19 protein-coding genes are annotated in these 18,755 nt (G+C 64.3%); 2 read left to right on the forward strand and 17 right to left on the reverse strand.

What is annotated here, in order from left to right; translation table 11 throughout:
- Window positions 1-17: 17 nt before the first annotated feature.
- The 17 genes from IB273_RS14795 to ccoN (IB273_RS14875) all read right to left on the reverse strand — a co-directional run bounded on the left by IB273_RS14795 (window position 18) and on the right by ccoN (IB273_RS14875) (window position 16,660).
- Window positions 18-848: a metal-dependent hydrolase gene (locus IB273_RS14795; RefSeq protein WP_081518556.1), complete on the reverse strand. Its 831-nt coding sequence runs from the start codon at window positions 846-848 to the stop codon at window positions 18-20.
- Between the two features lie 273 nt (window positions 849-1,121).
- A complete protein-coding gene (locus IB273_RS14800) occupies window positions 1,122-1,670 on the reverse strand; it encodes an adenine phosphoribosyltransferase (protein ID WP_045209111.1) in 549 nt (182 codons plus the stop codon).
- A 115-nt stretch (window positions 1,671-1,785) separates the two neighbouring features.
- On the reverse strand, window positions 1,786-2,520 hold the full coding sequence (gene anr / locus IB273_RS14805) for a transcriptional regulator Anr (RefSeq protein WP_024763934.1): 735 nt from the start codon (window positions 2,518-2,520) through the stop codon (window positions 1,786-1,788).
- Window positions 2,521-2,778: 258 nt separating this feature from the next.
- Entirely contained in the window at window positions 2,779-4,161 is a 1,383-nt protein-coding gene (hemN, locus tag IB273_RS14810) for an oxygen-independent coproporphyrinogen III oxidase (protein WP_151187650.1), read from the reverse strand.
- A gap of 72 nt (window positions 4,162-4,233) precedes the next feature.
- Window positions 4,234-4,959 carry a sulfite exporter TauE/SafE family protein gene (locus IB273_RS14815; RefSeq protein ID WP_192224378.1) on the reverse strand — a complete coding sequence of 242 codons (726 nt, stop codon included), beginning with the start codon at window positions 4,957-4,959 and terminating at the stop codon, window positions 4,234-4,236.
- The gene (gene ccoS / locus IB273_RS14820) at window positions 4,952-5,173 is read right to left on the reverse strand and encodes a cbb3-type cytochrome oxidase assembly protein CcoS (RefSeq protein WP_081518553.1); all 222 of its coding nucleotides are present in this window, start codon (window positions 5,171-5,173) and stop codon (window positions 4,952-4,954) included. The genes IB273_RS14815 and ccoS overlap by 8 nt, the downstream gene beginning before the upstream one ends.
- Window position 5,174: 1 nt before the next feature.
- Window positions 5,175-7,652 carry a heavy metal translocating P-type ATPase gene (locus tag IB273_RS14825; RefSeq protein WP_192224379.1) on the reverse strand — a complete coding sequence of 826 codons (2,478 nt, stop codon included), beginning with the start codon at window positions 7,650-7,652 and terminating at the stop codon, window positions 5,175-5,177.
- Entirely contained in the window at window positions 7,649-8,194 is a 546-nt protein-coding gene (locus IB273_RS14830) for a FixH family protein (RefSeq protein WP_192224380.1), read from the reverse strand. Before IB273_RS14830 ends, IB273_RS14825 begins: the two co-directional genes overlap by 4 nt.
- A gap of 129 nt (window positions 8,195-8,323) precedes the next feature.
- A complete protein-coding gene (ccoG, locus tag IB273_RS14835; protein ID WP_192224381.1) occupies window positions 8,324-9,739 on the reverse strand; it encodes a cytochrome c oxidase accessory protein CcoG in 1,416 nt (471 codons plus the stop codon).
- A 210-nt stretch (window positions 9,740-9,949) separates the two neighbouring features.
- Entirely contained in the window at window positions 9,950-10,915 is a 966-nt protein-coding gene (gene ccoP, locus IB273_RS14840) for a cytochrome-c oxidase, cbb3-type subunit III (RefSeq protein WP_081518549.1), read from the reverse strand.
- Window positions 10,912-11,103, reverse strand: coding sequence for a cbb3-type cytochrome oxidase subunit 3 (locus IB273_RS14845; RefSeq protein WP_024763940.1), 192 nt, complete (start codon window positions 11,101-11,103; stop codon window positions 10,912-10,914). Before IB273_RS14845 ends, ccoP (IB273_RS14840) begins: the two co-directional genes overlap by 4 nt.
- Window positions 11,104-11,108: 5 nt before the next feature.
- Window positions 11,109-11,717, reverse strand: coding sequence for a cytochrome-c oxidase, cbb3-type subunit II (gene ccoO, locus IB273_RS14850; RefSeq protein WP_017516817.1), 609 nt, complete (start codon window positions 11,715-11,717; stop codon window positions 11,109-11,111).
- Complete coding sequence (gene ccoN, locus IB273_RS14855) at window positions 11,717-13,159, reverse strand: cytochrome-c oxidase, cbb3-type subunit I (protein ID WP_081518548.1); 1,443 nt, start codon at window positions 13,157-13,159, stop codon at window positions 11,717-11,719. The genes ccoO (IB273_RS14850) and ccoN (IB273_RS14855) overlap by 1 nt, the downstream gene beginning before the upstream one ends.
- A gap of 341 nt (window positions 13,160-13,500) precedes the next feature.
- A complete protein-coding gene (gene ccoP, locus IB273_RS14860) occupies window positions 13,501-14,424 on the reverse strand; it encodes a cytochrome-c oxidase, cbb3-type subunit III (protein ID WP_138214736.1) in 924 nt (307 codons plus the stop codon).
- Window positions 14,421-14,612, reverse strand: coding sequence for a CcoQ/FixQ family Cbb3-type cytochrome c oxidase assembly chaperone (locus IB273_RS14865; protein WP_017516305.1), 192 nt, complete (start codon window positions 14,610-14,612; stop codon window positions 14,421-14,423). The genes ccoP (IB273_RS14860) and IB273_RS14865 overlap by 4 nt, the downstream gene beginning before the upstream one ends.
- A 4-nt stretch (window positions 14,613-14,616) precedes the next feature.
- Entirely contained in the window at window positions 14,617-15,225 is a 609-nt protein-coding gene (gene ccoO, locus IB273_RS14870; protein ID WP_017516306.1) for a cytochrome-c oxidase, cbb3-type subunit II, read from the reverse strand.
- A gap of 10 nt (window positions 15,226-15,235) precedes the next feature.
- Window positions 15,236-16,660, reverse strand: a complete 1,425-nt coding sequence (ccoN, locus tag IB273_RS14875; RefSeq protein ID WP_138214734.1) for a cytochrome-c oxidase, cbb3-type subunit I — start codon at window positions 16,658-16,660, stop codon at window positions 15,236-15,238.
- A gap of 121 nt (window positions 16,661-16,781) precedes the next feature.
- Here ccoN (IB273_RS14875) and IB273_RS14880 point away from each other — a divergent pair, with 121 nt between their 5' ends.
- Together IB273_RS14880 and cprA are read left to right on the forward strand one after the other, a co-directional pair.
- Complete coding sequence (locus IB273_RS14880) at window positions 16,782-17,480, forward strand: alpha/beta family hydrolase (protein ID WP_225610163.1); 699 nt, start codon at window positions 16,782-16,784, stop codon at window positions 17,478-17,480.
- Between the two features lie 89 nt (window positions 17,481-17,569).
- Window positions 17,570-18,742 (forward strand): cationic peptide resistance protein CprA, encoded by a 1,173-nt coding sequence (cprA, locus tag IB273_RS14885; RefSeq protein ID WP_225595023.1) that lies wholly within the window; start codon window positions 17,570-17,572, stop codon window positions 18,740-18,742.
- The last annotated feature ends 13 nt before the right edge of the window (window positions 18,743-18,755 follow it).

Here is an 18,755-nt window from a genome sequence, read left to right on the forward strand (position 1 = left end):
TCGTTCGTGCATGACGATCAGCCGGCGAAATCCAGCGTTTCCTTCCAGCGGGTTTCCAGCGCCTTGGTGTCATGGTCGAAGGGGTGGAAGCCGGGGCGGAAATAGTCCAGCCACGGGCGGATCAGGTTGACGAAGTAGCCGCGGCGCGGGTGCAGCAGTACGCCCAGGCCATGTTTCCAGCTGCGCCAGTTGAACAGCTGGCCGTCGCGGCGCAGCAGGTTGATCTGGAAGCCGGCGATGACGCCGAGGAAGATCCCGGTGGTCAGCAGCATCACCGCGGTGCGGGTGAAGTAGCCGCCATAGACCTGCTGGTAGACGTCGTAGGCCACCGCCTTGTGCTCGTTCTCCTCGACGGCGTGCCACATCCACAGCTTGTACATCTTGTCCGACTTCATCTGGCTGCTCAGGTCTTCACGTTTGAGCAACTGCTCGGCCATGGTCGCGGTGAAGTGTTCCAGGGCGCAGGTGATCGCCAGCTGGTGCTTCTTGGTGGTGACCTTGCTGATGGATTCGAGCAGCACCTTGATGCGCAGCTCCAGGGTTTCCAGGTCGATGCCGTGCTCGTCGGCGTACTCGTTGTAGGCCGCGTGCTCCTTGGAGTGCATGGCTTCCTGGCCGATGAAGGCGCTGACGTCCTTCTGCAGTTGCGGGTCCTGGATGCGCTCGCGCACGGCGCGCACGCTGTCGACGAAGAACTTTTCGCCATAGGGGAACAGTGAGGACAGGTTGTTCATGAAGTGGGTCATGAAGGGTTGCCCGTCCCACCAGTATTTCGGCGTTTCGCTGAAGCTGAAATCCATGCGGCGGACCGGGAAATTGGCGCGGATCGGCGTGGTGCTGGCGTTCATGACTAACTCCTTCTTGTTGTGCGGGAGGGCGCGCGGCAGGGGCGGCGACCCAGGCAAGCCCTGTCGTTAGTTCGCTATGCCACCTCGTAATGTGTCATTAGCTGATGTCATGTTCGGAGTCTTGTCGGACAATCGAAAGGTCATATGTGGCCGTGGCGGGGTCGAATCAGGCCAAGCGGGTCACGACCAGCCATTGGATGGGGCGTCTGAGCGGTGGGGAGGGCGGAAACGAAAACGGGCGCCGAAGCGCCCGTGTTTACCGACAGCGGTCTGTCACTGCTCGTCGAGGGCGAAGGCAGTCAGGCTGTAGGTGGGGATCTGTGCGTCATTGAGCTTGGTCGAACCGCCCAGCTCCGGCAGATCGATGATCGCGGCGGCCTCGAACACGCTGGCGCCCATCCGGCGTACCAGTTGGGCTGCGGCCAGCAGGGTGCCGCCGGTGGCGATCAGGTCATCGAAGATCAGCACGCTGTCGCCTTCGCACAGGCTGTCGGCGTGGACTTCCAGCAGGGCTTCGCCGTACTCGGTCTCGTAGGCCTGGGCCAGCACGTCAGCCGGCAGCTTGCCACGCTTGCGGAACAGCACCAGGGGCTTGTTCAGCTCGTAGGCGATGATCGAACCGATCAGGAAGCCGCGCGCATCCATGGCGCCGATGTGGGTGAAGTCGGCCTCGACATAACGCTGGATGAAGCTGTCGGCGACGAAGCGCAGGGCTCGCGGCGACTGGAACAGCGGGGTGATGTCGCGGAACATGACGCCGGGCTTGGGAAAGTCGGGAACGGCACGGATCACGGACTTCAGGTCGAGTTGGTTGAGGATCATGCTGGATGTGCACCTGATGCGGTTTTTGCAGAGGCCAAAGTATAACGGGCCCGCCAGTCGGCGAGCCCGTTTTCGATGACCGGAAAGTCAACCAATGGGTCAGCTTTCGTGTCTGTCAGCTTTCCAGCTGGCCGCCGGCCAGTGCGCACAGCTCGATGGAGTCGAGGATGTGCACTTCCTTGCCTTCGGCGGCGATCAGGCCGTTCTGCTGGAAGCGGGTGAACACGCGGGAGACGGTTTCCACCGCCAGGCCCAGGTAGTTGCCGATCTCGTTGCGCGACATGGCCAGGCGGAACTGTTGGGCCGAGAAGCCACGGGCGCGGAAGCGCGCGGAGAGGTTCACCAGGAAGGTGGCGATGCGCTCGTCGGCGGTCTTCTTCGACAGCAGCATCATCATCTGCTGGTCGTCGCGGATTTCACGGCTCATCACGCGCAGCAGCTGGCGGCGCAGTTGCGGCAGTTGCTCGGACAGCTCGTCCAGGCGTTCGAAGGGAATCTCGCAGACCGACGTGGTTTCCAGGGCTTGGGCCGATACCGGGTAGCTCTCGGTGTCCATGCCGGACAGGCCGACCAGTTCGCTGGGCAGGTGGAAGCCGGTGATCTGCTCCTCGCCGCCGTCGGTGATGCTGAAGGTCTTCAGCGCGCCGGAGCGTACGGCGAAGACGGAGCCGAAGGCATCGCCCTGGCGGAACAGGAACTCGCCCTTTTTCAGTGGGCGGCCGCGTTTGACGATTTCATCGAGAGCGTCCATGTCGCTGTGGTTGAGCGACAGGGGCAGGCAGAGGGGAGCCAGGCTGCAATCCTTGCAGTGCGCCTGGGGCAGGGCGCGCACTTTGATGGTTTCGGCCATGAGTGTTCCTTGAATGGGATGGCACACAAAAACCAAGGGTACCGCAGACCGCAAGTCGCGCGCCAGTTGGCGACCTGTCTGAATCGCTGGTTCCAGCGACGGGGATGAGGGTTTCGTAGGGGTTGGAGCGGTCTCGAATCCTTTCGAAAAGTGCCGGTTCAGGGCTGTTCCTACACCCTGGGATGAAGGACATATCCTGTAGCAAAGGGTGCGACAGTTGGCCCCGTACCGTCGGTCGTGCGAAGGGGAACCCGCGGGTCAGATGACCCGCGAGAAGCGTTGCAGGTTCTGCATCGGCAGGTAGCGGTCGAACAGCATGCACAGCGAGCGCACCAGCAGCCGGCCGGAGGCGCTGACATCGATGCCGCGTGGGCCGAGGCTGATCAGGCCGTCGCGGGCGAAGCGTTCGAGGTCGTCCCAGATTTCCGCGAAATAGCCACGGAAATCGATGTTGTAGAGGTCCTCGATGTCCTCGAAGTCCAGCTGGAAATGGCAGATCAGCTGCTGGATCACCGCGCGGCGGATCAGGTCGTCCTTGTTGCAGTGCAGGCCCCGGCGAGTGGCGAGCTGGCCCTGGTCGAGGGTGTTCTGGTAGTCGGCGATGTCATTGCTGTTCTGGCAGTAGAGGTCGCCGATCTGGCTGATCGAGGAAACCCCGAGGCCCACCAGGTCGCAGTGACCGTGGGTGGTATAGCCCTGGAAGTTGCGTTGCAGGGTGCCGTCTTCCTGGGCCATGGCCAGTTCGTCGTCCGGCAGGGCGAAGTGGTCCATGCCGATGTAGCGGTACCCGGCGGCTTCCAGTTGCTCGGTGGTGCGTTGCAGCATCTCCAGTTTCTGTCCGGGGGAGGGCAGGTCCTCGGCCTTGATCCGCCGCTGCGGCGGGAAGCGTTCGGGGAGGTGTGCGTAGTTGAACACGGACAATCTGTTGGGCTGCAGGGCGATGACCTGCTCGACGGTGCGGGCGAAGGTGTCCGGGGTCTGCCGGGGCAGGCCGTAGATCAGGTCGATGTTGATCGAGCGGAATTGCAGCGTGCGCGCCGCGTCGATGATGGCGCGGGTCTCGTCGAGGCTTTGCAGGCGGTTGATCGCCTGCTGCACTTCCAGGTTGAAGTCCTGCACGCCAATGCTGGCGCGGTTGAAGCCCAGTTCGCGGAGCAGGCCCATGGTCGACCAGTCGGCCTCGCGCGGGTCGATCTCGATGCCGTAATCGCCGAAGTCGCCCTCGACGAAGTGGAAATGGGTGCGCAATTGCGCCATCAGCTCGCGCAACTGGCCGGGGCTCAGGAAGGTCGGGGTACCTCCACCGAAATGCAGCTGCTCGACTTGCTGCTGGCGACCCAGGTGACGGCTGACGATCTCGATTTCATGGATGAGACGGGCGAGGTAGGGGGCGCTGCGGCCACGATCCTTGGTGATGACCTTGTTGCAGGCGCAGTAGTAGCAGATGTTCGCGCAGAACGGGACGTGCACGTAGAGCGAGAGCGGGCGCTGCGCCTTCTGGCTATCGCGCAGCGCGTGCAGCAGGTCGAAGGGTCCGACTCCTTCGTGGAACTGCACGGCTGTGGGATAGGAGGTGTAGCGCGGGCCGGCCAGATCGTATCGGCGTATCAGATCTGCGTCCCAGCGAATATTGTCGAGCATGCCGATGTTCCCCGGTGGCGAGCTTTTCCTGCGCAGTCTAGGGAGAGTCCGACAGAGGCCTGTTGACCTGTATCAAGCGGCTTTATGGTGGGGAGTGGCGGCGCTGGCGTGCATGTCGTGGCCCATGATCCAGGCCTGGTGCGGGCCGGGGAGGGTCCACAGGCCAAAGAGGATCACCAGGATACCGCCGGCCATGCGTACGTTGCGTTTGCGCAACAGGGCGGTGATGCGCTCGGCGGCGAGCCCGGTGGCGAGCAGTACCGGCCAGGTGCCCAGGCCGAAGGCGAGCATCAGCAGGGCGCTGTCCACCGCCGAGCCCTGGCTGGTGGCCCAGAGCAGGGTGCTGTAGACCAGGCCGCAGGGCAGCCAGCCCCAGAGCGCGCCAAGCAGCAGTGCGCGCGGCAGCGTAGCCACCGGCAGCAGACGGCTGGCAAAGGGCTGTATGTGCTTCCACAGGCCGCGGCCCAGGGCTTCGATGCGGGTCAGACCGCTCCACCAGCCGGCCAGGTACAGGCCCATGGCGATCAGCAGCAGGCCGGCGATCACCCGCAGCGCCGAGGCGAACGGCGTACGCGCGACGGCCCAGCCGGCGAGGCCGAGCAGAAGGCCGGCACAGGCGTAGCTGAGGATGCGGCCGAGGTTGTAGGCCAGCAGCAGGCGCAGGCGGCGCCCACGCTGCTCTGGCGGAATGGCCATGGTCAGCGCACCCATCAGGCCGCCGCACATGCCCAGGCAGTGACCGCCGCCGAGCAGGCCGAGGATCAGCGCAGACGCCAGCAGCGGCGCCAGGTCAGGCATCGCGCTTGTCCTGCTTCTGGCTGGCGTGCGCGTCGTCACCCTCGGCTTCGTCGATGCCGGCCTGGTGCCTGGGATCTTCGTCGTCGAACAGGATGCTGTGGGCCGGCCCGTCCAGGTCGTCGTACTGGCCGCTGTTCACCGCCCAGAAGAAGATCGCGATGCAGATGCCGACGATTACCACCGCGACCGGGATCATGATGTAGAGAGCGGGCATTTCAACTCCGTGGCAGCGCCTGCGCCGCTTGCGGGGCGACGGGCAGGGCAGTGGTCGCTGGCGGGGCGCCGGCGCCCTTGGGCAGCCGTGTCAGGCGCAGGGCGTTGAGCACCACGGTCAGCGAACTGATCGACATGCCCACCGCGGCCCACACGGGCGTGATCCAGCCGAGGGCGGCGAAGGGCAGCATGAGCCCATTGTACAGCCCCGCCCAGATCAGGTTCTCGATGATTACCCGGCGAGTGCGACGGGCCAGGCCGAAGGCCTGTACCACGCTGTCCAGACGATTGGAAAGCAGCACCGCGTCGGCGCTGGTCTTGGCGAGATCCGTGGCCGAGCCCATGGCGACGCTGATGTCGGCGGCGGCCAGTACCGGCACGTCGTTCACGCCGTCGCCCAGCATCAGCACGCGGCGGCCTTCCTGATGCAGCTGGCGCAGCACTTCGAGCTTGTCGTCCGGGCGCAGGCCGCCGCGGCAGTCGTCGATGCCCAATTCGGCGGCAACGCGGCCGACCATGGGCGAACTGTCGCCGGACAGCAGCAGGGTGCGCCAGCCGCGGGCACGACAGGCGTCGAGCAGGTCGGCGGCGTCATCGCGGATGCGGTCGTCCAGCACCAGCCACGCGAGGGCACCGCTTTCATCGCCCAGCAGCAACCACTGGCCGGGTTCCTGCGGGTGTTCGGGCGCGACGCTGCCGCTGAGGGCACAGACGAAGGACGGTTCGCCAATGCGCAGGCGACGCTCGCTGACCACGCCTTCCAGGCCCAGGCCGGGATGGCTCTCGACACTCTCGGCGGGCTGCGGCGCACGGCCGAAGGCGCGGGCGATGGGGTGTTCGGAGCGGTTCTCCAGCGCGGCGGCCAGGGCCAGACAGGCATCGCTGTCCAGCGCGCCCATCGGCCTTACTGCACGCAGCGTCAGACGGCCTTCGGTAAGGGTGCCGGTCTTGTCGAAGATGACCGTGTCGATGTGGTTCAGGCCCTCCAGCACGTGGCCGCGGGTCACCAGCAGGCCGAGCTTGTGCAGGCTGCCGGTAGCGGCGGTCAGCGCGGTGGGCGTGGCCAGGGACAGCGCGCAGGGGCAGGTCGCCACCAGCATCGCCAGGACCACCCAGAAGGCGCGGGAAGCGTCGTGCTGCCACCAGAACAGGCCGACCACGGCGGCGAGCACCAGCAGGGCGACGAGGAACCATTGCGCGGCCTTGTCGGCCAGTTCGGCCAGGCGTGGCTTGTCCGACTGGGCGCGTTCGAGCAGGCGGACGATGGCGGACAGCCGGCTGTCGCCGCCCAGCGCCTTGACCTGCACGGTCAGCGGGCCTTCGACGTTGAGGGTGCCGCCGGTGACGCTGTCGCCGCTCTGGCGCGCCTGCGGCAGGTATTCGCCGGTGAGCAGGGATTCATCGACGCTGGACTGGCCCGCGAGGATCAGGCCGTCGGCCGGGATCACCGCGCCGGGCTGCACCAGCACGCGGTCGCCGACGTTCAGTTCACTGAGCAGCACGCGGCTGCTCTGGCCACTCTCATCCAGGCGCAGGCAGGACGCGGGCAACAGGTTGACCAGCTGCGCGGTAGCGGCAGCGGTGCGTTCGCGGGCGCGGCGTTCGAGGTAGCGGCCGGCGAGCAGGAACAGGGCGAACATGCCCACGGCGTCGAAGTACAGGTCGCCATGGCCGGTGACTGCGGTCCAGATGCCGGCCAGGTAGGCGCCGCCGATGGCCAGGGACACCGAGACGTCCATGGTCAGGTGGCGGGTGCGCAGGTCGCGCACGGCGCCGCGGAAGAACGGCTGGCAGGAGTAGAAGACGATGGGCGTGGTGAGGAACATCGCCACCCAGCGCAGGATCTCGTGCAGCTCGGGGCTCAGGTCAATGTTGAATTCCGGCCAGGTGGCCATGGTCGCCATCATTGCCTGGAACCACAGCAGGCCGGCGACGCCCAGCTGGCGCAGGGACTTGCGGTTTTCCTGGTGCAACTGCTCGGCGGCGCGGTCCGGTTGGAACGGGTGGGCGGCGTAGCCGATCCTGCGCAGCTCGGCGAGCAGTTCGCTCAGCGGCAGCTCGCTGTCGGACCAGCGCACATGCAGGCGGTGATTGGACAGGTTGAGGCCGGCCTCGGCGACGGCGGGCAGGCCCTTGAGGTGCTTCTCGATCAGCCAGCCGCAGGCGGCGCAGCTGATGCCTTCCATGATCAGCGTGGTCTCGGCCAGTTCGCCCTGGTGCTGGACGAAGGGCTGCTGCACGTCCGGGCGGTCGAACAGCCTCAGCTCGTCAGCGAGCTGTTCGGGGAGGGTATCGGGGTTGGGCGCGGCTTCGGTGCGGTGGCGGTAGTAGCCTTCCAGGCCGCCGGCCACAATGGCCTCTGCCACGGCCTGGCAGCCGGGGCAGCAGAATTCGCGGGGCTCGCCCAGGACGGGCGCAACGAAGCGGCTGCCGGGGGGAACCGGCAGCGCGCAGTGGTAACAAAGCAGCGCGGCGCTCATGGGCGCTCGGCTTCATCTCCGCTGAGGGGCTCGTCGCCGAGGTCGAAGGAGCCGCCGGGTGCGACTTTCTCTTCCTCGAACAGACGCCAGGTCTTGCCGTTCTCCTCGCCGAGCAGCTCGACGAAGCGGCGACCCTTCACGGCGGCATCCAGGCTGGCGGTGTAGCGGCCCGGCTCGGCAGGGCTGGCGCGCAGCTCCAGGTGCTTGTCCTGCGACTCCAGGGTGGGGGAGAGCAGGTTCAGGGTGAGCGTGGCCGGGCGGCTGTTGCCGGTGAGGCGCAGGTCTACTTCGCCGGTCAGTTCGTCGAAGCTGATCCTGGCGCGCAGCTTGAGTTCCTGGGCCAGGTGCTCGCGGTCGAGGGAACGGTTGATGCCCTTGCCGGCTTCGTAATAGTTGTCGCTGACCAGGGAGTCCTGGTTGTTCACGGCGATGTTGACCATCGTCAGGCTGAGGGCGATCGAGGTGGCCAGCATGGCGATGATGATCCACGGCCAGAGGTGCTTGTACCAGGGTTCCACGGGCGTTTTCATGGCCGATTGCATGGTCTTTTTTCTCTCGCTGGCAGTGCCGCAGGGGCGCTGCCCGGTGAAGGGGCGGGCGAAATTCTACGTGCTTCGTTCGGTACTGGCACCCCATGCGCAACATGGGGTGCCAATTCGTTCAGCGTTGGTTCAACGAACGCGCGGGCCGATGAAGCGGCTGGTGGATTCCTTGCTGATGGACGGGTCGTCCACCGACTGGATGGTGAAGCTGATCTCGTTGGTGGTGGAAGGCAGCTTCTCCGGATCGATGGACAGTTCCACCGGCATGGTGAAGATGTCCCCGGCGGCAACCGAGATTTCCTTCTTGCCTTCCAGGATCAGGCCATCCATGCCCTTGGCGCTGAGCACGTAGGTGTGGTCTTTCTGGTCCTTGTTCATGACCTTCAGGCTGTACACGTTCTCGATGCGGCCTTCGGCGTTCTCGCGGTAGAGCACGCGGTCCTTGCTGACGTCGAAGCCCACCAGCGGGCGGATGACGACGGCGGTGATCAGCAGGCCGATCATGAGGCACAGGGCGATGGCGTAGCCGATCAGGCGCGGGCGCACCAGGTGGGTCTTCTGGCCCGACAGGTTGTGCTCGGTGGTGTAGCTGATCAGGCCGCGCGGGTAGTTCATCTTGTCCATGATGCTGTCGCAGGCGTCGATGCACGCGGCGCAGCCGATGCACTCGATCTGCAGGCCGTCGCGGATGTCGATGCCGGTCGGGCAGACCTGCACGCACATGGTGCAGTCGATGCAGTCGCCCAGACCCTGGGCCTTGTAGTCGACGGTCTTCTTGCGCGGGCCGCGCTTCTCGCCACGACGCGGGTCGTAGGAGACGATCAGGGTGTCCTTGTCGAACATCACGCTCTGGAAGCGCGCATAGGGGCACATGTAGATGCACACCTGCTCGCGCAGCCAACCGGCGTTGCCGTAGGTGGCGAGGGTGAAGAAGCCGACCCAGAAGTAGGCCCAGCCGTCTGCCTGGCCGGTGACCAGATCGCTCAGCAGTTCGCGCATGGGGGCGAAGTAGCCGACGAAGGTCAGGCCGGTCACCAGGCCGATCAGCAGCCAGAGGCTGTGCTTGGCGATCTTGCGCAGCAGCTTGTTGCCGCTCATGGGGGCCTTGTCGAGCTTCATGCGCTGGTTGCGGTCACCCTCGGTGACTTTCTCGCACCACATGAAGATCCAGGTCCATACGCTCTGCGGGCAGGTGTAGCCGCACCAGACGCGGCCGGCGAACACGGTGATGAAGAACAGGCCGAACGCGCTGATGATCAGCAGGCCGGAGAGGAGGATGAAGTCCTGCGGCCAGAAGGTCGCGCCAAAGATGTAGAACTTGCGCTCGGGCAGGTCCCAGAGAACCGCCTGGCGACCGTTCCAGGTCAGCCATACGGTACCGAAGTAGAGCAGGAAGAGGAGGGCGCCCCCGGCCATGCGGAGGTTGCGGAAGAACCCGGTAAAGGCTCGGGTGTAGATCTTTTCCCGGGAGGCATAAAGGTCGACGCTTTCACCCTTGCCCTTGGTGGGCGGAGTGACGTCCTGGACCGGAATTTGTTTGCTCATCAGTGCATTCCACGGCAGCGGGAGGGCGCCCTGTCGATACATGCCGAGAGGGTCAGAAATATGCTTGCACGCCTAACAATGATACGGCGTGGTGGGTGTTGCAACCGTGCGACAGTTGGTCGCGCAAGGAATTATGGACCCAGAAATAGAGCGGCGCCGGTGTAGAAACCGGCGCCGCTGGGTGTCGCTATGGGTGTAGGAAAGAGAGGCTTATTCGGCGCTCTTCTCACCTTCGCCATGGGACAGGCTGTACACGTAGGCAGCGAGCAGGTGAACCTGGTCTTTGCCCAGACGCTCCAGCTGAGCCGGCATCTGGCCCTGACGGCCGTAGCGGATGGTCTGCTGCAGCTGAGCGAAGCTCGAGCCGTAGATGAATGCAGCCGGGTGGGTCAGGTTCGGCGCGCCCATGGCGGCGGTGCCTTTGCCTTCAGCGCCGTGGCAAGCCACGCAGTTGGTGGAGAAGATCTTCTGGCCGTTGGCGACCTGCTCGTCAGTCACGCCTTCGGGCAGCTTGCGGCCGTCCAGCTTGGTGGTGACGAAGGCAGCTACGTCATGAACGCCCTGGTCGCCGATGACTTCGCCCCAGGCCGGCATGGCCGCGTGGCGACCGCCTTCGATGGTGGCGATGATGTCCTTCGGCTCGCCGCCCCAGCGCCAGTCGGCGTCGGTGAGGTTCGGGAAGCCGTGGGCACCCTTGGCGTCGGAACCGTGGCAGACGGAGCAGTTGGAAGCGAACAGGCGGTTACCCATTTTCAGGGCCTGCTCGTCCTTGGCCACTTCCTCGATCGGCATGGCGCCGAACTTGGCGTACAGCGGGCCGTACTTCTCATCGGCCTTGGCCATTTCCTTTTCCCACTGGTGCACACCGGTCCAGCCTTGTTCGCCGTTGGCGAATTCGGCCTTGTCCTGGTAGCCCGGCAGCAGGCCCTTCCAGTTGCCCAGGCCCGGGTACAGGACCAGGTAACCGAGGGCGAAGATGAAGGTGGCCACGAACAGCATGAACCACCACTTCGGCAGCGGGTTGTCGTACTCCTCGATGCCATCGAAGGCATGGCCGACGGTTTCATCGGTGGCTTCGTTGCGCTGACCGCGACGGGTGGCGAACAGCAGCCACGCCAGGGCGAAGATGGTGCCCAGGGTAAGTACGGTGACGTACAGACTCCAGAAGGTTGTCATTCTTTGTTGCTCCTAGAAGCTTGCTCTTGCTCGACGTGCTTTTTGGCGACCGGGTCATCCGCGAAGGGCAGCAGGGCGTCTTCGTCGAAGCGCTCCTTGCGTTTGCCGCCATAGGCCCAGAGCAGGACGCCGACGAAGGCGACCATGACTACGACGGTGCCGATACCGCGAATGGTCCCGATATCCATCACTGTCACCGTTTGCTCTTGATGATGGTGCCGAGGCCTTGCAGGTAGGCGACGACAGCGTCCATCTCGGTCTTGCCTTTGACGGCATCACGGGCACCGGCGATGTCTTCATCGGTGTAAGGCACGCCCAGCGTACGCAGGGCTTCCATTTTCTTCGCCGTGTCCTTGCCGTCGAGCTTGTTCTCCACCAGCCAGGGGTAGGAGGGCATCTTCGATTCCGGCACTACGTTGCGCGGGTTGTACAGGTGAGCGCGGTGCCAGTCGTCCGAGTAGCGGCCGCCGACGCGGGCCAGGTCAGGACCGGTACGCTTGGAACCCCACAGGAACGGGTGATCCCAGACGCTTTCACCGGCGACGGAGTAGTGGCCATAGCGCTCGGTCTCGGCGCGGAACGGACGGACCATCTGCGAGTGGCAGCCAACGCAGCCTTCGCGGATGTAGATGTCACGGCCTTCCAGTTCCAGCGCGGTGCGCGGCTTCATGCCCTCGACCGGCTTGTTGGTCACATCCTGGAAGAACAGCGGGACGATCTGGGTCAGACCGCCGATGCTCACCGCAATGACCATGAAGAAGGCCAGAAGGCCGATGTTCTTCTCGACTACTTCGTGCTTCATCAGTGAGCTCCTACAGCGGGGATCTGGGCAGCGGCATCGGCGTCAGCCAGTTTGAAACCGCGCACAGTACGGAAGGTGTTGTAGGCCATCAGCAGCATGCCGGAGGCGAAGAAGGCGCCGCCCAGAGCACGGACGATGAAGCCCGGGTGGCTGGCCTGCAGGGCTTCCACGAAGGAGTAGGTGAGGGTGCCGTCGGCGTTGATCGCGCGCCACATCAGGCCCTGGGTGATGCCGTTGACCCACATCGAGGCGATGTACAGCACGGTGCCGATGGTAGCCAGCCAGAAGTGGGCGTTGATCAGGCCGATGCTGTGCATCTGTTCGCGACCGAAGACCTTCGGGATCAGGTGGTACAGGGAGCCGATGGAGATCATCGCAACCCAGCCCAGAGCGCCGGCGTGTACGTGGCCGATGGTCCAGTCGGTGTAGTGCGACAGGGAGTTGACGGTCTTGATGGCCATCATCGGGCCTTCGAAGGTGGACATGCCGTAGAAGGCCAGGGAAACCACCAGGAAGCGCAGGATCGGGTCGGTGCGCAGCTTATGCCAGGCGCCCGAGAGGGTCATCATGCCGTTGATCATGCCGCCCCAGCTCGGAGCCAGCAGGATCAGGGACATCACCATGCCCAGGGACTGGGCCCAGTCCGGCAGTGCGGTGTAGTGCAGGTGGTGCGGACCGGCCCAGATGTACAGGGTGATCAGCGCCCAGAAGTGCACGATGGACAGGCGATAGGAGTAGATCGGACGCTCGGCCTGCTTCGGAACGAAGTAGTACATCATCCCCAGGAAGCCGGTGGTCAGGAAGAAGCCCACGGCGTTGTGGCCGTACCACCACTGGATCATGGCGTCGGTGGCGCCGGCGTAGACCGAGTAGGACTTGAACCAGGTCACCGGCAGTTCCGCGCTGTTGACGATGTGCAGCATGGCGGTGACGAGGATGAAGCCGCCGTAGAACCAGTTGCCCACGTAGATGTGCTTGGTCTGGCGCTTGACGATGGTGCCGAAGAACACCACGGCGTAGGTGACCCAGACGATGGCCAGCAGGATGTCGATCGGCCATTCCAGCTCGGCGTACTCCTTGGAGGAGGTGTAGCCCAGCGGCAGGGTGATGCCGGCCAGCACGATCACCGCTTGCCAACCCCAGAAGGTGAAGGCCGCGAGGCTGTCAGAAATCAGGCGGGTCTGACAGGTGCGCTGTACGACGTAGTAGGAAGTTGCGAAGAGAGCACAGCCGCCGAAGGCGAAGATCACCAGGTTGGTGTGCAGCGGACGCAGGCGCCCGAAACTGGTCCAGGGAAGGTCCAGGTTCAACTGGGGCCAAACCAACTGTGAGGCGATGTAAACACCCACCCCCATTCCAAGTATCCCCCAGACCACCGTCATGATGGCGAACTGGCGGACGACCTTATAGTTATAAGCAGTCGGACTGATTGCTGTGCTCATTCTAAGGTTCCACGGTTTTTGGATTTTATGGACAAAAAAACGGCGGCAAGTATGGAGAAAGCAGGTGGCCATTGCAACGCGCCGGGCCTTGGCACGGTGCCGGTTCGACGCCTGCTCCGAAGCGCTTTGCGCCGCTGTTTGCGCCTGTTTCGAGTCGCCCGTACCAACCTGGGAAGTGGGTCAGGTTAGTCGTATTGCAGGTTTGCGAATGGAATCCAGCTTAGACGTGAACCGGAAGGGTGTGAAGAAAGGAGATAGAGAGGGTGCGACACTTCGTCGCGATATTGCGGGGGTAAGAAACTCGCGCCCGTTTTAGTGGGCGCGAGTTGGGGGCGGGGAGTTTACTTCGCCTGGCCGGAAATGTTGTAGATGTAACCGGCGAGAATGTGCACTTTGTCTTTGCCCAGGTATTGCTCCTGCGCTGGCATCTGGCCCTGGCGGCCGTGGCGGATGGTCTGCTGCAGTTGTGCGTAGCTGGAGCCGTAGATGAAGGCGCCCGGGTGGGTCAGGTCAGGCGCACCCATGATCGGGTTGCCCTTGCCTTCCGGACCATGGCAGGCGACACAGGTGGTAGCGAACAGCTTGCCGCCGTTGTCGACGTTGTCCGCAGTCACACCTTCGGGCAGCTTGCGGCCGTCGAGGTTGGCGGTGACGAACGCGGCGACGTCCTGAACGCCTTTCTCGCCCAGTACTTCGCCCCAGGCCGGCATGGCAGCGTGACGGCCACCGAGGATGGTGGTCTCGATGTCCTGGGCGGTACCGCCCCAGCGCCAGTCGCTGTCGGTCAGGTTCGGGAAGCCCTGGGCGCCCTTGGCGTCCGAGCCGTGGCAGATGGAGCAGTAGGTGGCGAAGAGACGCTCGCCCATTTTCATGGCTTGCGGGTCTTTTGCCACTTCTTCCACGGGCATGGCGGCGTATTTGGCGAAGATCGGGCCATATTTTTCCTTGGCCAGGGCTTCTTCGCGCTCCCATTGCTTGTCCTGGGTCCAGCCGCCGTCGTAACCCGGCAGGATGCCTTTCCAGGTGCCCAGGCCCGGGTAGAGGACCAGATAGCCGGCGGCGAACACGATGGTGCCGACGAACAGCAGGAACCACCACTTGGGCAGCGGGTTGTCGTATTCCTCGATGCCGTCGAAGGCATGGCCCATGGTCTGGTCGGTGGTGTTCGAGGACTGCCCGCTGCGGGTGGCGAATACCAGCCACAGCAGGGCGATCAGCGAGCCGACTGTTAGAACGGTGATGTACAGACTCCAGAAGGTAGTCATGCGTTGTTGCTCCTAGAAGCTTGCTCTTGCTCAGCGTGACGCTTGGCTGCCGGGTCATCCGCGAAGGGCAGTAGCGCGTCTTCGTCGAAGCGCTCCTTGCGTTTGCCGCCGTAAGCCCAGAGCAGTACGCCGACGAAGGCCACCATCACGATGACGGTGCCGAGGCCGCGAATGGTCCCGATATCCATGCTGTCACCGCTTGTTCTTGATGGAGGTGCCGAGGACCTGCAGGTACGCGACCACCGCGTCCATTTCGGTCTTGCCTTTGACGGAATCGCTGGCGCCAGCGATGTCGTCGTCCGTGTAGGGCACGCCCATGACACGCATCACTTCCAGTTTCTTCGCCGTGTCCTTGCCGTCGAGCTTGTTCTCGACCAGCCAGGGGTAGGCGGGCATCTTCGACTCCGGCACCACGTTGCGCGGGTTGTACAGGTGCGCGCGGTGCCAGTCGTCCGAGTAGCGCCCGCCGACGCGGGCCAGGTCCGGACCGGTACGCTTGGAGCCCCAGAGGAACGGGTGGTCCCAGACGCTTTCGCCGGCGACGGAGTAGTGGCCGTAGCGCTCGGTCTCGGCGCGGAACGGACGGATCATCTGCGAGTGGCAACCTACGCAGCCCTCGCGGATGTACACGTCACGGCCTTCCAGTTGCAGCGCGGTGTAGGGCTTCATGCCTTCCACCGGGGTGTTGGTGACGTCCTGGAAGAACAGCGGGACGATCTGGGTCAGGCCGCCGATGCTGACGGCGACGGCCATGCACAGGGCCAGCAGGCCGACGTTTTTCTCGAGTACTTCGTGTTTCATGTCGGTCTCCTCAGGCCATCTGCGCCGCGGCTTGCATTTCAGCCGGCTTGGCGGCAGCGACGGTGCGCCAGACGTTGTAGGCCATGACCAGCATGCCCAGCAGGAAGATGGCACCACCGATCATCCGCACGATGAAGCCGGGGTGGCCAGCGGCCAGGGCTTCGACGAAGGAGTAGGTGAGGGTGCCGTCGGAGTTCACTGCGCGCCACATCAGGCCCTGGGTGATGCCGTTGACCCACATCGAGGCGATGTACAGAACGGTGCCAATGGTGGCCAGCCAGAAGTGGGTGTTGATCAGGCCCACGCTGTGCATCTGCTCGCGACCGAAGACCTTCGGGATCATGTGGTAGAGCGAGCCGATGGAGACCATGGCTACCCAGCCCAGAGCGCCGGCGTGTACGTGGCCGATGGTCCAGTCGGTGTAGTGGGAGAGGGCGTTGACGGTCTTGATGGCCATCATCGGGCCTTCGAAGGTGGACATGCCGTAGAAGGCCAGGGAAACCACCAGGAAGCGCAGGATCGGGTCGGTGCGCAGCTTATGCCAGGCGCCCGAGAGGGTCATCATGCCGTTGATCATGCCACCCCAGCTCGGAGCCAGCAGGATCAGGGACATCACCATGCCCAGGGACTGAGCCCAGTCCGGCAGGGCGGTGTAGTGCAGGTGGTGCGGGCCGGCCCAGATGTAGACGGCGATCAGTGCCCAGAAGTGCACGATGGACAGGCGGTAGGAGTAGACCGGACGCTCGGCCTGCTTGGGCACGAAGTAGTACATCATCCCCAGGAAGCCGGCAGTCAGGAAGAAGCCCACGGCGTTGTGCCCGTACCACCACTGGATCATGGCGTCTGTGGCGCCCGAGTACAGCGAGTAGGACTTGGTCAGGCTGACCGGGATTTCCAGGTTGTTGACCACGTGCAGGATGGCCACGGTCAGGATGAAGCCGCCGAAGAACCAGTTGCCCACATAGATGTGCTTGGTCTTGCGCTTCATCAGCGTGCCGAAGAAGACGATGGCGTAGGAAACCCACACAATGGTGATCAGGATGTCGATCGGCCACTCCAGCTCGGCGTACTCCTTGGAGGAGGTCATGCCCAGCGGCAGGGTGATGGCGGCACACAGGATCACCAGCTGCCAACCCCAGAAGGTGAAGGAAGCGAGGGTGTCGGAGAACAGGCGGGTCTGGCAGGTACGCTGCACCGAGTAGTAGCTGGTGGCGAACAGTGCGCAGCCGCCAAAGGCGAAGATCACCGCGTTGGTATGCAGCGGACGCAGGCGGCCGAAGCTCGTCCACGGTAAGCCGAGGTTAAGGTCCGGCCACACCAGTTGCGCGGCGATCAGGACACCGACGGCCATGCCGACGATCCCCCACACCACTGTCATAATGGCGAACTGGCGGACCACCTTATAGTTATAAGCGGTCTGATTGGTTGTGCTCATTTATGGGCTTCCATCCACGGTTATGGGCTATGCCCATCCCGGCAAGGTTTTTTACGGCTTACGGCGTATGCCGCCCCTCCCCCTTGGGATAGGTACTAATTCGGAATTAGCGGAGTGAAGGATGGATAAAGGCACTTCCCGGAATATTGATTCGGATCAATTGGCACCTGAGACCCCTGTCGCGGGCGCCTGCGGTCCTTTGTCGCTGCTGCGGAACCCGGCACGGCGCGAACTGTCAGCGACGCTGGTTCTGGCGCACGGAGCGGGTGCGCCGATGGACAGTCCGTTCATGGACGACATTGCCGCGCGCCTGGCCGAAAGGGGTATCTCCGTGGTGCGCTTCGAGTTCCCCTATATGGCTATGCGCCGGGAGGATGGAAAGCGTCGTCCGCCAAACCCCCAGAAGCAGTTGCTCGAGTGCTGGCGGCAGGTTTACGCGCAGGTCCGCGCCGAGGTGCAGGGCAGGCTGGCCATTGGCGGCAAGTCCATGGGCGGGCGGATGGCCAGCCTGCTGGCGGACGAGCTTGGCGCTGATGCGCTGGTCTGTCTCGGCTACCCGTTCTACGCCGCCGGCAAGCCGGAGAAGCCTCGGGTTGCCCATCTCGCCGAACTGCAGACGCCGACCCTGATCGTGCAGGGCGAACGTGATGCGCTGGGCGATCGGGCCACGGTCGAGGGCTACTCGCTGTCGCCGGCAATCCAGCTGCAGTGGCTGGCGGCTGCCGACCACGACCTCAAACCGCTCAAGGCTTCCGGGTTGACCCACGAGCAGCATCTGGAAAGCACCGCCGCGAGGATCGAAGCTTTTCTATTGCGCTAATCGGTCCTTAATGCAGGCGTTCCTATCCTCGCCGGCGTCGGCTCTCCGCAGTCGACGCCCCGCTTCCAGAGGACAGGCCGAACGCTGCCATGAACCCCGATTACGCTGAACGCATTGCCACCCAACCCTTCCGATACGCCCCCGGCGCCGCGCACAGCCTGCTGCTGACTGGCGCTACCGGCTTTCTTGGCGGCGCCGTCGCCGCTCACCTGATCGCCGACGGTCACAGCCTGGCGTTGCTGTTCCTCGTCCGGGCAGAAACCCCGGAGCAGGGCCTGGAGCGGCTGCGCGACAACCTGCGCCTGCACTGCGTGCCGGAGACTGCGCTGGAGGGCCTTCAAGAGAACCAGATTCTCTGCGGCGACCTGCTGGACACCGCTTGGATGCAGGGCGAGCGCGCCCGCCTCATGCGTGTGGAGCAGGTGATCAACTGCGCGGCGGTGGCCTCGTTCTCGAAGAACCCGAGCATCTGGCCGGTAAACGTCGAGGGCACCTTTGCGTTTGCCCGCCTGCTCAGCCAGTCGCGCAACCTCAAGCGCTTCCTCCATGTAGGGACCGCCATGTGCTGCGGCCCGCAGCGCGAGTCGCCAGTGTGCGAGTCCTGGGATTTCCCCGACAGCGAAGAGCAACTGGTGGACTACACCGCCTCCAAGGCCGAGATCGAGCGGCGCATGCGCGAGGAACTGCCGTCGTTGCCGCTGGTGGTGGCGCGCCCGTCCATCGTGGTTGGGCACCGCGAACTGGGTTGTCGTGCGTCGGGGAGCATTTTCTGGGTGTTCCGCATGGGCTTCGCCCTGGAGAGCTTCACCTGCGGCCTGGACGAGCAGATTGATGTGATCCCGGTGGACTACTGCGCCGAAGCGCTGGTAGCCCTGGCGCTGAAGCCGACACTGAGCCACAGCCTCTACCACATCTCTGCCGGCCACGGTTCGGCGTGCACCTTCGGCGAGATCGATCGCGCCTATGCCGACGCTCGTGGCGAGGAGCCTGTGGGCGCGCGTTATCGCAAGGTCAGCAGCGAGAACCTGCGCGAATTGGCCGGCAGCTTCGAGAGCCGCATCGGCAAGGCCAACCCACGCCTGGTGCTGCGGGCGTTACGCCTGTACAGCGGCTTCGCGGACCTCAACTACCTGTTCGACAACCAGCGTCTGCTGGATGAGGGCATCGCCGCGCCGCCGCGCTTTACCGACTACCTCGACGTGTGCGTGCACTCCTCGCGGGATGTCAGCATCCCGGCTCAGATGCAGTGGGACTTCAAGTAGCTAAATAGGCATC

This window comes from Pseudomonas sp. PDM19, from assembly GCF_014852215.1.
Lineage (GTDB): Bacteria > Pseudomonadota > Gammaproteobacteria > Pseudomonadales > Pseudomonadaceae > Pseudomonas.

What these genes read in the sequence shown, in the direction of transcription:
- IB273_RS14795 (WP_081518556.1), bottom strand. Translation starts at nt 848, where the DNA reads ATGAACGCCAGCACCACGCCGATCCGCGCCAATTTCCCGGTCCGCCGC.
- IB273_RS14800 (WP_045209111.1), bottom strand. Translation starts at nt 1,670, where the DNA reads ATGATCCTCAACCAACTCGACCTGAAGTCCGTGATCCGTGCCGTTCCC.
- anr (WP_024763934.1), bottom strand. Translation starts at nt 2,520, where the DNA reads ATGGCCGAAACCATCAAAGTGCGCGCCCTGCCCCAGGCGCACTGCAAG.
- hemN (WP_151187650.1), bottom strand. Translation starts at nt 4,161, where the DNA reads ATGCTCGACAATATTCGCTGGGACGCAGATCTGATACGCCGATACGAT.
- IB273_RS14815 (WP_192224378.1), bottom strand. Translation starts at nt 4,959, where the DNA reads ATGCCTGACCTGGCGCCGCTGCTGGCGTCTGCGCTGATCCTCGGCCTG.
- ccoS (WP_081518553.1), bottom strand. Translation starts at nt 5,173, where the DNA reads ATGCCCGCTCTCTACATCATGATCCCGGTCGCGGTGGTAATCGTCGGC.
- IB273_RS14825 (WP_192224379.1), bottom strand. Translation starts at nt 7,652, where the DNA reads ATGAGCGCCGCGCTGCTTTGTTACCACTGCGCGCTGCCGGTTCCCCCC.
- IB273_RS14830 (WP_192224380.1), bottom strand. Translation starts at nt 8,194, where the DNA reads ATGCAATCGGCCATGAAAACGCCCGTGGAACCCTGGTACAAGCACCTC.
- ccoG (WP_192224381.1), bottom strand. Translation starts at nt 9,739, where the DNA reads ATGAGCAAACAAATTCCGGTCCAGGACGTCACTCCGCCCACCAAGGGC.
- ccoP (WP_081518549.1), bottom strand. Translation starts at nt 10,915, where the DNA reads ATGACAACCTTCTGGAGTCTGTACGTCACCGTACTTACCCTGGGCACC.
- IB273_RS14845 (WP_024763940.1), bottom strand. Translation starts at nt 11,103, where the DNA reads ATGGATATCGGGACCATTCGCGGTATCGGCACCGTCGTAGTCATGGTC.
- ccoO (WP_017516817.1), bottom strand. Translation starts at nt 11,717, where the DNA reads ATGAAGCACGAAGTAGTCGAGAAGAACATCGGCCTTCTGGCCTTCTTC.
- ccoN (WP_081518548.1), bottom strand. Translation starts at nt 13,159, where the DNA reads ATGAGCACAGCAATCAGTCCGACTGCTTATAACTATAAGGTCGTCCGC.
- ccoP (WP_138214736.1), bottom strand. Translation starts at nt 14,424, where the DNA reads ATGACTACCTTCTGGAGTCTGTACATCACCGTTCTAACAGTCGGCTCG.
- IB273_RS14865 (WP_017516305.1), bottom strand. Translation starts at nt 14,612, where the DNA reads ATGGATATCGGGACCATTCGCGGCCTCGGCACCGTCATCGTGATGGTG.
- ccoO (WP_017516306.1), bottom strand. Translation starts at nt 15,225, where the DNA reads ATGAAACACGAAGTACTCGAGAAAAACGTCGGCCTGCTGGCCCTGTGC.
- ccoN (WP_138214734.1), bottom strand. Translation starts at nt 16,660, where the DNA reads ATGAGCACAACCAATCAGACCGCTTATAACTATAAGGTGGTCCGCCAG.
- IB273_RS14880 (WP_225610163.1), top strand. Translation starts at nt 16,782, where the DNA reads ATGGATAAAGGCACTTCCCGGAATATTGATTCGGATCAATTGGCACCT.
- cprA (WP_225595023.1), top strand. Translation starts at nt 17,570, where the DNA reads ATGAACCCCGATTACGCTGAACGCATTGCCACCCAACCCTTCCGATAC.